The sequence below is a fragment of the Planococcus sp. ANT_H30 genome, from assembly GCF_008369335.1.
Taxonomy (GTDB): Bacteria; Bacillota; Bacilli; order Bacillales_A; family Planococcaceae; genus Planococcus; species Planococcus kocurii.
On record NZ_VOBJ01000006.1, the window covers coordinates 150,343 to 163,710 of the forward strand.

The window sequence follows — 13,368 nt, forward strand, 5'->3', positions numbered from 1 at the left end:
AAAGCTTCTTTTAACATTGAAAAGTGAACGGGTCAAGAGAAAATCCAGCATCCTGTGAGCAAACGACAAAAAAATGTACATTCAAAAATAATCATGTTATTCTAATGTGGATAGATATTATCCACATTGGGAGACATTCGTTTTTCATAAAAAAGATGATGTACATGCACGAAAAAACAGCAATAACTGGCCTACTATTGGCCAGTTTACATAACTAGGAAATGTACCAGACAGGTGGAATACAAATGAAAGATTTTCAATCTCATAACGGCTTTGCACGAACGTTCAAAGAAAATAAATTAACGCTTGGAATTTCGTTTCCTCTAGAATCGGCTAGAGACAATCCGTTTGCAATGGACATAGCCTCACAAATGACACTAGCGAAACAAGCAGAAGAAGCTGGATTTGCTTCTTTGTTTGTAAGGGATTCTCCACTTTTTGATCCGAACTTTGGAGATAAAGGTGTTATCCATGACCCATTTCAGTTACTTGCTTACACAAGTGCGTACACAAAAGAGATTGCTCTTGGCATTGCCAGCGTCATCACAACGTTACGGCATCCGCTTCACTTAGCAAAGGCCGCTGCTTCTTTAGATGATTTATCTGATCAAAGACTCTTATTAGGTGCTGCAACGGGAGACCGTCCGATAGAGTTTCCGGCATTTAAAGTAGAACGACAAGAACGTGATGAGTTGTTTAGAGAATCTATTTGGGTCATGAGAAAAATATGGGAAGAATCGTTTCCCCAAATACATTCAAAGAGAGTGGAATTAGTCGAAGGGGACGTTATTCCTAAACCTCATTTAATGGGTATCCCAATCCTCGGAACAGGCTATTCTGGACAAACAATCGAGTGGTTAGCGGAACATACGGATGGCTGGATGTTTTATGCACAAGAGGCAAATCGTCAGAAAGAGCTAATCAAAATTTGGAGAAATGCAACAGATCGATTTAAACCGTTTTCTCAACCATTGGTGATCAATTTATCAGAAAATCCGAAGGCTTCACCTAGACCTATTCCGATCAAAGTTGGCTTTACATCAGGTCACCAGTTTTTGGTCGACTATCTTCATGCCCTGCAAAGGATGGGAGTTAATCATGTCATTCTGAGTTTAACTAATGGCAATCGCCCTATAACTGAAGTCATACAAGAATTAGGTGAGTATGTTGTCCCGCATTTTCCTGCACATACAAACTACATGCGTGAAATAGCGGTAGATAAAACTAGGTAAAATTACAGACTAAACGGTGCATTTACTCATTTTTTGAAGCCAATGTTCTAAGAAGCGGTTTGAACGAAAAAGACTCTTTGCCGAAATACCGGCAAAGAGTCTTTAATGTGTTGAATCCAGTTCGACTTCTTTCGTTCGATCACGGTACCAGCGGTGAAATATGTCAACAAATGAATCTGGTACATCTTCAAGATAAGACGTATGAACGGGTCTCGCGCGCGTGACTGTTTGAAGTGAAGAAAGTCCAAATGCACGTTGAATCCGGTTTTGCGTAATTTCAACTTCCACAATTTTTTCTCGCTTCGTGATAAATAGAGTAGAAGTAAAGCCGCCATTTTTCAATTGAATCAATTCTTCATTTAAACAATAACGTGTGTGGAGGAAATTCAGAGTACGCGACACAACAACTACTATTAGTAAGACAATAGAAACGATCCACCACATATTTTGAATTTTCAAGAAGTTGGATTGGAAGTAAAACAACAATGCAGTCGCAATTAGCCATATCCAGCTTGGCTTTAGCAAACGAATCCAAAGTGCACGTTTCGGCAGTCGTTGCATGTCTTCTTGAATGCGGTAGCCGGGTAACAATTCAGCAACGATTGCATATGCTTTTCGCTTTGGCAGAAAAGGATAGAGCGAGCTAATATTTAACTCTTCTGAACCCAATGACAGGCTGCCGGCACTAATCAGTTTAACTTCTGCCAGTCCAAGAATACGTTTTGTAAAAGATTGTGTAATTTCAATGGCTTGAACGCGCTCTTTTGCGATTGAAAAAGAGGCTTGCGACAACAGACCTTTTTTGATGTACACACGCTCACTATCAGAAGAAATCTCATAGTTCCCATATTTAATAAATGAGTGGACAATCCCGAATACGAAAGAAGCCAGAATAATTAGGGTAGTTACGATAGCAATCATCCAAGTCGATGCTAGCAAACTTGTGCCCACTCCGCTTAATCGTTCTTCAAAGCCGCTGAATTCAGAAACATTGTAGTATAGGGAAGCGAGCAGTGGCACAAGTAGCAAAAAGCTAAAGGACGTCATAGACGCTTTAAATAAATCCTTACGTGTCGGTTCGAAATGGATGACACGCTCTTTCAGTTTTTTCTGCCCGGGCTTGAGTTGTTCAGCAGCAGGAGGCTCTTCCGTATCGTTGGAAATTGTCTCGTGTTCCGTCGCAACAGATTTGTTGCGTTGTTGGACTGCAGATTCTAGCCGCAATGCTTCCTTTCTTGTGACAACTTCGAATTTTACAGAAGAATCCTCACCAGCAATACCCGTTTCGAAACTAATCGATGTCAGCCCCAATAAACGGTGAGCAAATGATATGTGACGGTTGATGTTTTGTACTTTTGAAAAAGGAATCGACTGGTCAGTTTTACTGAACACACCTCTTCGCAAATAGAATCGTTGGTCATCGATTGCATAAGTAGTTGTGAACCAATTTAAAACAGCGAATACAACGGATCCAAGAAAAAATAGCAAAAATGCATAACGACCGTAAACCAAAAGCATGGAGCTATTGTCTGCTTGAAAAACGAATAAGACTAAAATGAAAAAAATTGAGCTTCGAATCAGTTTTCCGATTTTAAAAAGAAGAGAAGCTGGATGATGGCGACGATTAGCAATCATTGTTCCACTTCCTTAATTTTGGCGAAATGTGCAACGCGTTCACGAAGCTCGGTTGCTACGGCTTTTGGCAATGCCGGGATGGCATGACTTGATCCCATTGTTTCCACTGAAAGAGAAGCGAGTTTAAATTTCCGCATCAACGGTCCTTGTGTAAGAGACACTGCTTGAATCTTTGTCATAGGGACCAATTGTTGTGTTTGGTTCCAAATGCCAAACTGCAGATACAAAAACTCCGCATCTAAATCATAGCGCCAAGACTTAAAAGTGAGAGGTGGACTGATAATGGACCATACGAATCCGATTACCCAAAAGATGGCTAAGGCAATCAAGACCCAAAAGATCCAGTTGTACCAGTCAAAGCGCCAATCCAAGTAAAATAAGACAGCAAGAACGATAAAGGCGATAAGGTTGGAAATAAGTTCTTCCAGACGCCAGTAGCTGACGGCATTGGGGGAAAGAGAATGTCGTGGAGCGTCGTATTGATTATTCATTTAGGGAACACCGCCATTTTCACAAGATACTACTTTATACGTTCCGTCTTTCAGAAGGTTTCATATATTGAGTATAAGCTGAAACATGAGTGGTCAAGTATTGTATAAAGCAAAGCTAGCAAATAAATTGAGAACAAGACTACAAAAAAAGAAAGTAGCGACATTTAAATGAAGAAATCACTAGTTTGCATCACCGCTTATTCCAATAAGTTTTGGGAAATAAACGTTCAAGGAACTATTTTTATCGTGCTATATGGAAAAATAGGGAGCAAAGGCTCAGTGAATACAAAAGAATTCGTTTCTGAAGAGCTCTGTATGAAACGAGCGAACAAATTAATCGAGTCGAAGTTTAAAAAAGGATATTGGGAAATTAGAAAAGACAACGGACGGCGTCAGACAAGTATTAGTCGAAATTACTAAACACTATTTTCGTATGTTAGGGCAAGACAAGCTGTTATCTTTAACGAGCGATACACTGAATTAGTTAATTAATATCCAGCATGCTGAATAATTTTGCGCTCATTTATAGTTAGGATGCAGAAAAGAACGAGAAAATATTTGAAAGAAATTTAGCAGTTACCTTATTTTAGTAAAATATTATGAAATTAAGAAATCGATGCTTTTTCAACAAGAGCCAACAAAAAGACCGTGATGTGACAGAGTCAAAATAGAGGAGCGGCTGCAGAAATTTATGCAACTGCTCTTTTTGTGTTACGAACAGCTGTGACTCAATTTAGAAAGAAAATTTAATTCAATACGATTTGATGGCTCATAAACGCAGTTTTTACTGGGAATACTAACAGTAAACAGTAGTTGGATTCTCTTTTTTAAACAATTGTTTTTATTGATTTAATCTGATTTCTTTAGTTGGATAACGTGAAAAAAATTTCAGTTGATACTATTCAAATAGAGTTCTATTAACAAAAAAAGTATATGAGAAAAACGTTTCTATAATCTGAATTAAAAGAATATTTGATAACACTTTACATATTTTGTGTTGTAATATAGTCTTATTGTATTGGATAGCAACAATTTAACAGATTTTTTAATTTTCTATTGATCGAAAAGTTGTGCTCTTGGCATGAAAAAACAGGTAGCTTACAGAGCTATCTGGAAAAACATTTATCTGAATTTTAAAATAAAAATTGTGTGTTAGTCAGATAATAATGGGGTGGAAAATGTCATCGCCAGGCACGAAAAAAAGATTTGATGAATAGCACTTACACAAGAGTGTAAAAGGGGTGGTTAGCGTGATGAAAACAGATTCACTGTCTTTAGCGGCTGAGAAAGTCGGCGAGATTTTAGGCGCAGAAATGGAATTATATGAAGGGTTTTGGCAAGTAATAAAAAAGCGGACAATCAAAGCGCATACGAGTTTCGATATGTGTGTCAGCTGGTCACTGGAGCTATCCGTATCATTTAAACCATCTACACATAATCAATTGGCGATTAATAAAGCTGAAGTCTTTCTTCTTCCTGAAGAACTGGCATCTTTTACAGGTGCACTTATACAGCATCCGATTCACTTTCCCAGTAGTTTTTCGCAACGGCTGTCAACAGAGCGCGGAATGCACTGCATTCGACTAGCGTAAAAAGAGCCACCTGAAGATTTTGCTAAACGTCTAACTGAAGCGCTTTGTGTACTTAGCTAACAGTAATTATGCTTTAAAGGGGAGAAGTGGAGTGGAGCAGACAGAGCAATTGCCTCAAAAATCAGTTGACTATTATTTTCTGAGATCTAAAGATGTTCATATTGAAAATGGAACTGCTTTTATTACTTTCTTTGCTCGGTTGACACGAGAAGTATCTTTTCAAAGAAATGGAGAGCAACAAACGCGAGTTCAAACCATATGGGTAGATATTAACGAGGTAAAGTTAAAACATGCACCTATAAAAGCAAGAGCTTTACCAAATTGCATGCAGCGGTACGAGCTGTCGCAAAATGTCTTTTACAACCTGTATCAAGTAGCCAAGAAGAGTCCAAAGTATCTGTTTTATGTAATTCCTTTTCACCAAAAATCCACACGTGAGAAATTCAGTAGTTAACGTTGTGCGACCATACTAAAGGAGGATGAATTAGATGACTGTAATGAAAAATGGAGAAAAAAGAATAGATCAGCTAACGAAAACGTATTTGGAAATGTATAAGGAATATCTTTTTGGGTACAAACAATATAAAACAGAAAAAGCGACTTTGAATAAGGAACTAGAGAAGCTTAAAGAAGCTTAAGTGTAAATGCAGTTGAGTGTATAGAAAAGTGGAATTGTCCCAATAGCCTCAAAAAGTAAACCAAGAAAAAGAAACTCTTTTTCCCGGTTTACTTTTTAAATCCCGCGCAAAAGCCCGAATTCAGTAGGGATTTATTTGAGGTCTCGAAGGTTCGAACTCTAACACGATTTATTAGTTTTGATAAGTTTGAACATGGTTTTCACTTCAAATCTGCGTTATCCATTCATCCTCCAGTGTTGCTTCGGCGTTTTCTTTTATCTTGAAAAATTTGCTATACTAGACAGGAATTAGATTAGTTGAACTAGCACATATAGCCAAATGATAAAAAAAAGGGAGTGATTGGATGGAAAAGCTACGTGAATCAATAGAAAAACTGAGTGGTAGTGATGCGAAAAGTTTGTTGTTAAATGTAATGTACCGTTTAGAACTCATGAAAAAAGAAGATTTACAAGACGAAATGATAAAGGAGTTGTTGTCCTTATCTAATGACTTATCTGATAGCCTGCAAAAAGAAGTCCACTACGAAATGGATGAGACTGCTGTACATATTATCAGCGGCGAGTCTCCAGCAGGTTCTTTGCGAATAGGACTCAGCCATGAAAATCGAATCATTGGTTTTCCCGATTTTTTTGCTGAAGGACCTGTTTGGAAAATTCATACAGAACAAGGGCGCATCTTACGTTATGAGTGGTTACGAGATCACATTAATTATGAAATGGATTACATAGAAGAAGAATACATAAGTCGGTTCTCGAAAACACTTGCAACAATCGAAGAAATCCCTGCTAACATACCAATTGTACTGTGGACGGCAAATAATGCAGATGAACAAACAGGCCTTCGTTATTTTCTCTATCTTCTGCGAGAAAAGAAAAACGATATCTATATCATTAATACCCCAGAAGCTTTTGAAACTCTTTATGGAAAAGGAAAAACTCAATTTAGAGTGAGACATTCGGGCGAAGTAGCGTCCTATCAATTTAAGGAAATCTATCAAACGAATTTAGGGAATCCTTTGACAAATAAAGAAAAAGAAATATTACGAAACGAATGGCTCCTATTGTCAGAAGAAGAAAACGTGCTGCGAATTTGGAAAGACGGTAGCTTTCAAGTCATAGAGGAAAATTATTTTGATTCGATGATCATCGATGCGGTTCGAAGATTGCAAAGGGAACCGGAAGCGGCTGATTTTATTTTGGCAGCGAGAGTAATTGGTGAAATTCTTTTCCAATCTGAACACCTTGTTAGTCATAGCTATTTGGAGTATCGCATCAGATATTTAGTTTACAACGGGACGTTTAAAATAAGAGGAATACCTAAGAGTATGCGGCATTACCGCGTGCAGGTAAGCTGAGTCCGAGTGACTTTTTTCTGCAAATTAAAAAAACGTCCCGTAGGACGTTTTTTTACCTGCTGCGAATTTTCGACAACAATCGAAGAATTTCGAGATACAGCCAAACCAATGTGACGAGCAAACCAAAAGCTCCATACCATTCAAAGTATTTCGGTACTTGTTTGTTGGCTGCACTTTCGATAAAGTCAAAATCCAATACTAAGTTCAGTGCAGCAACGATAACGATAACCACACTAATGCCAATGCCTATAGGCGAAGATTCATGCAGGAACGGAATTTCAAAGCCGAAAAAGCTGCCAATAAATGAAATCACATAAACCAAGAAGATGGCACCAGTAGCTGCTGCAACGCCGAGTCTAAAGTTCTGTGTCACTTTGATGAGACCAGACTTGTAAACAAGCAATAGACTTAGTAATACGCCTATCGTAATCAAAACGGCTTGAAAGACAATCCCGCCATACTGAACTTCGTACTGTGCAGAGATTGCACCGAGGAACAAGCCTTCCAATAGCGCGTAAATAGGCGCTGTGAAAGGAGAGACTTTGGGCACGAAGATCGTGATTAACCCTGCAATAAGTCCACCAATCGCACCTATGAGAATCAAAGGCAGTACGCTATCTGGACTGTTAACAAACTGATTCCAAGAATAGACGAACGTCACCAGCAATAGCAAGAGTAAGATAAATGTTTTGTTGACAGTACCTTGGATCGTCATTTTCTGACCAGTGGCAGTACCTTTAAAATTTTCGAACGTGTCGGTCTTTAAACTTGGATTTCCACTTCTCAATTCGATCACCTCATACATTATTTTAAGCAGACTTAAGTATATCTTTTTATTGATGAAAAATACATGATGAACAAACCCGTCGAGAAATGTATAGGTCTCTAATTGCTACATCTTGCATTTTATCATAGGAGAAACCTGCGGAATGGTCACATGTAAAAGCATAGAAAAAGCTGTAGAGCCTAATATGGCCTACAGCTTTTATTTGTTTGGGTGAGCAATATAGCTGACATCTCGAAATCGGCTAAAGTAAATAGCTGACAGATCAACTAACAAGAACAACGATCCTCAGTAGTTTCGTCTCGCAATCAACTCTTTATATTTTTTCCAATAGAAGAATTTGTGGAAATGGAATTTTCGGTATTCTTGTGTAATCTATGTTCTTGTAAATCATATTTTTAAGTGGTGATAAATTGTTATTTTAGTACCTAATACTAATAGTTGGTGGTAGAATAAGATGAGGATATCAAGAGGGAGTGATGAAAATGAATGTTTCAAAAGCTAGAATTACAGCTATCGGTTCATATGTACCTGATAAGAAGCTGACAAATCACGATTTAGAAGAAATGATAGAAACCAATGATGAATGGATTGTCCAACGGACTGGGATAAAAGAGCGTCGTATTGCGTTAGATACTGAATTTACCAGCGATATTAGTGTTAAAGCTGTGGAAAATTTAATCGAACGTTATGAAAAATCGCTAGATGATGTGGATATGGTCATTGTCTGTACGATGACACCGGATTTTAAAACACCAAGTGTCTCTGCACTAGTGCAAGCTAAGTTAGGTATAAAAAATACGGGAGCCATTGACTTGAATGCAGCATGTTCCGGATTTGCCTACGGTCTTCACATTGCCAACGGTTTGATTACTTCGGGGTTGAACAAAAAGATTTTGGTGATCGGAGCAGAAACCTTCTCTAAAATTCTAGATTACAGCGATCGTTCCACGTGTATCTTATTTGGAGATGGTGGTGGTGCTGTTTTGGTTGAGTTTGATGAAGAAAATCCAAGCTTTATTGATGTGCACATGGGAACTAACGGAGAGCTTGCACACAATCTTTACTGCACGGATCTTTCCAATCAAATGTTTGGGAATGAGTTGGCAGTCAATGGCTTTGTAAATCAAAATGGACGCGAAGTTTATAAGTGGGCAGTCAACACGGTGCCAAAAGGCATTAAAGCATTGCTGGTAAAAGCACAATTTGAAACGACCGATGTGGATTGGTTCGTGCCGCATAGCGCAAATCTTCGAATTATCGAGTCGATTTGCAGTAGGACCGGTCTGCCGCTTGAGCAAACAATTTACAGCCTTGAATATTACGGCAACACTTCTGCAGCTTCGATTCCATTGTCGCTAGACAAAGGCGTAAAAGAAGGCAAAATCAAAACTAATGACAAAATGTTGCTTTACGGTTTTGGTGGAGGCTTAACGCATGCGGGTATGTTGATTAATTGGACGATTTAATGGTTTGAAAATAGAATAATAAATTCGCTCTGTACGGATGCTTTAGGTTCGTGGAATGTAGATTGTGTAGCTATCGCTATCTAACATCGCAGAGTCTATTGGCAAAGAGCATCGCTTTAGTTTCATTTCAATAGATAAAATTAATTCAGGACGTTATTACTAACTAAAAAACAGCTACCCAATTTTCAAAAATTGGGTAGCTGTTTTTTAGTTAAATGAGATTTTTCTTTATCTATTAGGCTCAACTTCGAATTCTGGGTTAATAAGTTTGATTCTCTTAGATAAATGTTGTGTCATCAGCGTTTCTGCTAACTCTGCTTCATGAGCAATTATCGCTTCTGCAATTGTAATGTGTGAATGAATGTTCTCTTCTTTTGTTTTTAGATTACTATACTTGTTAAATTCGGAGTAAAGAGAAGTCTTTAATTGGTTGAGCAAGCTGCAGATCAAGTCGAAGCACCAAGGGTTATTGCTATATTTTGCGATTTTCATATGAAGATCAAAATCGTCTTGATAAACTTCCTCGAGATTATGTCGGTTTTGCATATCATTGACTAATTCTTTTAATTCAATGATTTCATCATCGGTTATCCGTAAAGCGGCATAATACGCAGCTTTAGGTTCAAGGATTAACCTGAATTCAAGAGCTACTTCTACAGAAGAATTACTTTTTAACGAATTTAAGAAGCTCATGTTATGAATATTTTCACGAGCTTGCATTGAAACAAACGTTCCAACGCCTGGCTTTGAATCCAATATTCCAAACGTCTCTAAAATTTTTAATGCTTCTCGTAATATGTTGCGACTGACACTAAAAGATTCTGCTAACTGTAGTTCACCCGGGATTTTAAGCCCTAAATCCCATTGTTCTTTTTCTATCATCGATACGATTTCATCTATTATTTGATCACTTAAATTAATTTTCTTCATTTTTTTCATAATAAACTCCCCTTAATTTGACTATAGTTTAATTAGTTTAGAAATTTATTAGCCGATTAATTTTAAAAAACCTTTGCTTAGTAGTCTATAATACCATAGTTCTATCGCATAACGTACGCCGCATAGGAGGCGTTATTTCAGTGGTGTCTTTGAAGATAGTTAGAAAAATGCTTGAAAAAAAGAAGTTAAAATGTTCTGAAAATAACATTGACAACAAGTTCAGTTGTAGTACAATTGAACACAAGTTAGAAATATATGAAAGGATGATAGCGGTTACACTTATTTTGCATAAATTTTAAACTGAAACTAACTAGCTGGCGTTTCTACCTAATTATTCAAACTTAAAGTGAAAGAGGAGGAAAACTATGAACATTACATTGGCAATCATTCTTACCAGTGTCGCTATTATCATTGCGACACTGGTACCTACCTATCTCATTAGCAGAAAGAAAAAGGCTACTGCAGATGACTGGGCAATAGCAAATAGAGAATTACCCATCTATGTCGTTGTCGGAACTCAATTTGCAAGTGTAATTGGAGGTGGCGTACTCGTAGGGCATTTAGCAAATGCTTATACGAATGGAATCGGAATTGTGATTTACGGCATACTTATGGTGACACCTTTTCTTCTTCTTGCTTTTTTAGCGAAATGGATGAGGAAAAATCAGTTTTCTACCATTCCAGATATTTTTAAGAAGTTGTCAAATAACAATAAGTTTATTATTATCCTTGCTTCTATAATGACCATGCTCTTTCCGTTTGGATGGATTACGTCACAAATAACAGCTTTTGGAAGTATTTATGCAGAGTTAACCGGAATAAATTATACAGCCCTTTGCATTGTTTTTGCGTTAGTAAGTTTATTGTTTATCATGCCTGCAGGGCTTAAAACAGTAGCTTGGACCGACTTTATATTTGCTTGCTTCATGGTAGTCATGTTAATCATTACCGCAGTTTATGGTACTAAATTAGCTGGCGGATTCACAGGGATTGCATCTAATGTAGAGCCTAACTTAATATCTCTTTCAGATTCTTTCCAAAAAATCGGTCTTGCTACTATCCTTTTGTGGTTGTTTGCGATTTTGCCAGGTGGGTTGACCAACCAATTGTACTATCAGCGAATTTGTGCAATTAAAGATGAAAAACAAGTAAACAAAAGTTTGATTTTATCCGCAATCGTCTCGTTTGTCGGATTTTTATGGGCGGTATACATGGGCTTAACTATTCAATCAATCAACCCGGCAATAGAAGCTAGTGCAGCTACAGGATGGTTTATGAGTCAGTTACCGCTGGTCTTATTGGCAGGTTTTGCAGGATTAATATTTGCGACGATGATGTCTACTGTAAGTAGTGCCGTACAATCAATTGTAGTGAACATTTCACGTGACATTGTGAATGTGGTAAAGCCAGGCATGAATGAAAAGCAAATCCTCAACTTGTCACGAATATTTTCGGTGATTACTGTTGCTGTAGCTTTAGTGATGTGTTTAATTTTTACAGATACATTAACATGGCTCGTGGCTACTGCCGGATTTTCTGCTGCTACTTTACTATGTCCAATATTTGTTGGTTTTATCCTCAAAGAGAAAAACTTCCTTACGAATTTTGGGATTGGTCTCAGCATGATCATGGGTATTGTGGGTGCGTCCATTGGCTTAATGCTTGATACCATATTCAACTACGCAATCATTGGAATTCTCTTTTCTTTAGCGGGCTTACTAGTGGGAAGTGCCGTTACCAGGAAAAATTATAACTACCAAAGACGGAATATTGAGACAGAAGAACGTATATTAAAGGAGGAATATTAAATGAATAACAAGATTGCGATTATAGGTGCTGGAAACGGTGGACAAGCTTTTGCAGGGTATTTGGCATTACAAGGTGCTTCGGTAAAAATATACGATGTTTTCCAATCTACAATTGATAAATTAAACGAACTTGGTGGAGTTCAAATTGAAGGAAATTCAAAATATACAGGGTTTGGGAAAATAATTAAAGCCAGTACAAACCTGCAGGAAGTAATGGAGGGCGCAGACATAATTTTAATTGTACTGCCCTCTACTTATCATAAAGATATGGCTATTAAAATGGGACCGTATTTAGAAGATAATCAGATAGTTATTTTAAATCCACACGCTTCTTTAGGACCTATAGAATTTAAAAAGACACTTGATGACTGTGGATGCTCTGCTGATGTAGTTATTGGATGTACATCTTCCTTGCTTTTTGCTTGTCGTGCTATAGAAGTTGGCCACGTAGTTGTTGCAGGACAAAAGCAGTATTTAACAATGGCAGCGTATCCTTCTTCTAAAAACAAGTTGTTAGAGGATGCGTTTGCAAAACTAATTCCTGAATATCATATTGTTGATGATGTCATTCGAATAAGCTTAGATAATATCAATGCTTTTGTACATCCTACTCCAACGATTTTAAATACAGGTAGAATTGAAGGGCAAGTACCTTTTGAATACTATCTTGATTGCACGCCTGCTCAAGGTCGTTACATTGATGCTCTCGATCAAGAAAGAATGGCATTGGCTGCGGCCTTTGATTTACATACCGTAATGCCTTTGACAGAGTTATACAAAAAGATGTACAGAACACATGGAGAAAATATGTATGAAATTTTAACTAATAATGAAGATTTGAAAGGAATAATGGGACAAACCACTTTAGAAACTAGGTACTTAACGGAGGATATTCCGTATTCACTAGTTGCGCTTCAATCGCTCGGAAAAATTGCTAATGTTCCTACACCTTGTATAGATGCAATGATTACGGTTGGCCGAGTGCTAGTTCCTGGTATGGAATCTGGTCGAACACTTGAAAATCTTGGGTTAGAAGGGGTTACGAAAGAAGAATTTTCTGAAATTTGTAGAATGACTGTTGTAGAATTAGTGTGAAACATGACAGAAGATTAGTTGGAAAGATAAACTTTTCAGAACTAAATAGCAAAAAGAAGGTTCAAACTATAATAGTTTGGACTTTCTTTTTGCTATTATTTAGTAGATTGAGACCCCCTTTTAAGTAGAGAACGAGTTAACTTATTCTGTACATTCAGTTAATGAGAATTTCTTATTTATTATCCGTCTTTCAGTTATCTCGAAATCGAGGCAAATAAATTGTATTCACAGATAAGGACCCGTAGAATTAGGGGTAGTAACAAGTTCACCTGGCTTTTAGAAAGTGAGTGTATACATTTCTAGCTCAAAGTATGGATGACGTCATTTCTAA

At 37.5% G+C, this 13,368-nt stretch carries 13 protein-coding genes; 9 read left to right on the forward strand and 4 right to left on the reverse strand.

The window, feature by feature from the left end:
- Nucleotides 1-245 precede the first annotated feature (245 nt).
- A complete protein-coding gene (locus tag FQ085_RS13450) occupies nt 246-1,232 on the forward strand; it encodes a TIGR03571 family LLM class oxidoreductase (protein ID WP_058385297.1) in 987 nt (328 codons plus the stop codon).
- Nucleotides 1,233-1,334: 102 nt separating this feature from the next.
- On the opposite strand, the gene FQ085_RS13455 is transcribed toward FQ085_RS13450, so the two are convergent.
- Together FQ085_RS13455 and FQ085_RS13460 are read right to left on the reverse strand one after the other, a co-directional pair.
- The gene (locus tag FQ085_RS13455; protein WP_149456841.1) at nt 1,335-2,867 is read right to left on the reverse strand and encodes a PH domain-containing protein; all 1,533 of its coding nucleotides are present in this window, start codon (nt 2,865-2,867) and stop codon (nt 1,335-1,337) included.
- Nucleotides 2,864-3,358, reverse strand: coding sequence for a PH domain-containing protein (locus tag FQ085_RS13460; RefSeq protein ID WP_149456842.1), 495 nt, complete (start codon nt 3,356-3,358; stop codon nt 2,864-2,866). Before FQ085_RS13460 ends, FQ085_RS13455 begins: the two co-directional genes overlap by 4 nt.
- A 168-nt stretch (nt 3,359-3,526) precedes the next feature.
- Here FQ085_RS13460 and FQ085_RS13465 point away from each other — a divergent pair, with 168 nt between their 5' ends.
- From FQ085_RS13465 to FQ085_RS13480, 5 genes are all read left to right on the forward strand, one after another.
- A complete protein-coding gene (locus tag FQ085_RS13465; RefSeq protein ID WP_058385300.1) occupies nt 3,527-3,778 on the forward strand; it encodes a WGR domain-containing protein in 252 nt (83 codons plus the stop codon).
- Between the two features lie 833 nt (nt 3,779-4,611).
- Nucleotides 4,612-4,950 (forward strand): hypothetical protein, encoded by a 339-nt coding sequence (locus FQ085_RS13470; RefSeq protein WP_262499802.1) that lies wholly within the window; start codon nt 4,612-4,614, stop codon nt 4,948-4,950.
- A 91-nt stretch (nt 4,951-5,041) separates the two neighbouring features.
- Nucleotides 5,042-5,404 carry a hypothetical protein gene (locus FQ085_RS13475; protein WP_058385302.1) on the forward strand — a complete coding sequence of 121 codons (363 nt, stop codon included), beginning with the start codon at nt 5,042-5,044 and terminating at the stop codon, nt 5,402-5,404.
- A 34-nt stretch (nt 5,405-5,438) separates the two neighbouring features.
- On the forward strand, nt 5,439-5,588 hold the full coding sequence (locus FQ085_RS18120; protein WP_188074754.1) for a hypothetical protein: 150 nt from the start codon (nt 5,439-5,441) through the stop codon (nt 5,586-5,588).
- A 343-nt stretch (nt 5,589-5,931) separates the two neighbouring features.
- On the forward strand, nt 5,932-6,942 hold the full coding sequence (locus FQ085_RS13480; protein WP_149456844.1) for a DUF1835 domain-containing protein: 1,011 nt from the start codon (nt 5,932-5,934) through the stop codon (nt 6,940-6,942).
- A 52-nt stretch (nt 6,943-6,994) separates the two neighbouring features.
- Here FQ085_RS13480 and FQ085_RS13485 read toward each other — a convergent pair whose 3' ends face one another.
- Nucleotides 6,995-7,729: a Bax inhibitor-1/YccA family protein gene (locus tag FQ085_RS13485; RefSeq protein WP_149456845.1), complete on the reverse strand. Its 735-nt coding sequence runs from the start codon at nt 7,727-7,729 to the stop codon at nt 6,995-6,997.
- A 482-nt stretch (nt 7,730-8,211) separates the two neighbouring features.
- On the opposite strand from FQ085_RS13485, the gene FQ085_RS13490 reads away from it, so the two are divergent.
- Complete coding sequence (locus FQ085_RS13490; protein WP_149456846.1) at nt 8,212-9,195, forward strand: ketoacyl-ACP synthase III; 984 nt, start codon at nt 8,212-8,214, stop codon at nt 9,193-9,195.
- A gap of 228 nt (nt 9,196-9,423) precedes the next feature.
- Here the strand turns inward: FQ085_RS13490 and FQ085_RS13495 are convergent, their stop codons facing one another.
- Complete coding sequence (locus FQ085_RS13495; RefSeq protein WP_058385305.1) at nt 9,424-10,134, reverse strand: FadR/GntR family transcriptional regulator; 711 nt, start codon at nt 10,132-10,134, stop codon at nt 9,424-9,426.
- A gap of 365 nt (nt 10,135-10,499) precedes the next feature.
- Here FQ085_RS13495 and FQ085_RS13500 point away from each other — a divergent pair, with 365 nt between their 5' ends.
- Nucleotides 10,500-11,942 (forward strand): sodium:solute symporter family protein, encoded by a 1,443-nt coding sequence (locus tag FQ085_RS13500; protein WP_149456847.1) that lies wholly within the window; start codon nt 10,500-10,502, stop codon nt 11,940-11,942.
- Nucleotides 11,943-13,037, forward strand: a complete 1,095-nt coding sequence (locus FQ085_RS13505; protein WP_058385307.1) for an NAD/NADP-dependent octopine/nopaline dehydrogenase family protein — start codon at nt 11,943-11,945, stop codon at nt 13,035-13,037.
- Nucleotides 13,038-13,368 lie beyond the last annotated feature (331 nt).

Excerpts from the sequence above, each read along its gene's own strand:
- FQ085_RS13450 (WP_058385297.1), top strand. The coding sequence starts at position 246 with ATGAAAGATTTTCAATCTCATAACGGCTTTGCACGAACGTTCAAAGAA.
- FQ085_RS13455 (WP_149456841.1), bottom strand. The coding sequence starts at position 2,867 with ATGATTGCTAATCGTCGCCATCATCCAGCTTCTCTTCTTTTTAAAATC.
- FQ085_RS13460 (WP_149456842.1), bottom strand. The coding sequence starts at position 3,358 with ATGAATAATCAATACGACGCTCCACGACATTCTCTTTCCCCCAATGCC.
- FQ085_RS13465 (WP_058385300.1), top strand. The coding sequence starts at position 3,527 with ATGAAGAAATCACTAGTTTGCATCACCGCTTATTCCAATAAGTTTTGG.
- FQ085_RS13470 (WP_262499802.1), top strand. The coding sequence starts at position 4,612 with ATGAAAACAGATTCACTGTCTTTAGCGGCTGAGAAAGTCGGCGAGATT.
- FQ085_RS18120 (WP_188074754.1), top strand. The coding sequence starts at position 5,439 with ATGACTGTAATGAAAAATGGAGAAAAAAGAATAGATCAGCTAACGAAA.
- FQ085_RS13480 (WP_149456844.1), top strand. The coding sequence starts at position 5,932 with ATGGAAAAGCTACGTGAATCAATAGAAAAACTGAGTGGTAGTGATGCG.
- FQ085_RS13490 (WP_149456846.1), top strand. The coding sequence starts at position 8,212 with ATGAATGTTTCAAAAGCTAGAATTACAGCTATCGGTTCATATGTACCT.
- FQ085_RS13495 (WP_058385305.1), bottom strand. The coding sequence starts at position 10,134 with ATGAAAAAAATGAAGAAAATTAATTTAAGTGATCAAATAATAGATGAA.
- FQ085_RS13500 (WP_149456847.1), top strand. The coding sequence starts at position 10,500 with ATGAACATTACATTGGCAATCATTCTTACCAGTGTCGCTATTATCATT.
- FQ085_RS13505 (WP_058385307.1), top strand. The coding sequence starts at position 11,943 with ATGAATAACAAGATTGCGATTATAGGTGCTGGAAACGGTGGACAAGCT.